This window comes from Pseudoalteromonas fuliginea (assembly GCF_000690055.1).
Classification (GTDB): Bacteria; Pseudomonadota; Gammaproteobacteria; order Enterobacterales; family Alteromonadaceae; genus Pseudoalteromonas; species Pseudoalteromonas fuliginea.
In genome coordinates, this window is sequence record NZ_JJNZ01000215.1 from 1 (window position 1) to 298 (window position 298).

Sequence of the window (298 nt, forward strand, 5' to 3'; positions counted from 1 at the left end):
AGTTACTGTTAAGTTACTTGCTACACAAGCTACATAAGGACCTCCTAGATCAAATGCAGGGTTAGGTGTAATCGTTACTACAAAACTACTTTCGTCTGTACAGTTTGGTGTTGTTCCAGTTTCTGCATAGATATGGATAGTTTGTGTACTTGTTATTACTTCTCCTGCAGCTAGTGCAGTTCCTGCTCCTCCAGCTTCTGTAAAGTAGTTACCTACTGTAAGTGGTTCTAGTGTATAACTATCACATGCTGTTACATCAGTTAATACATCAGCAACTGGTACTGGTATTGTAGTTACT

1 protein-coding gene is annotated in these 298 nt (G+C 38.9%); it reads right to left on the reverse strand.

The window, feature by feature from the left end; all coding sequences use genetic code 11:
• Window positions 1-298 (reverse strand): hypothetical protein (locus DC53_RS22785; RefSeq protein WP_033032581.1); only part of this gene is annotated, 298 nt, incomplete at both ends.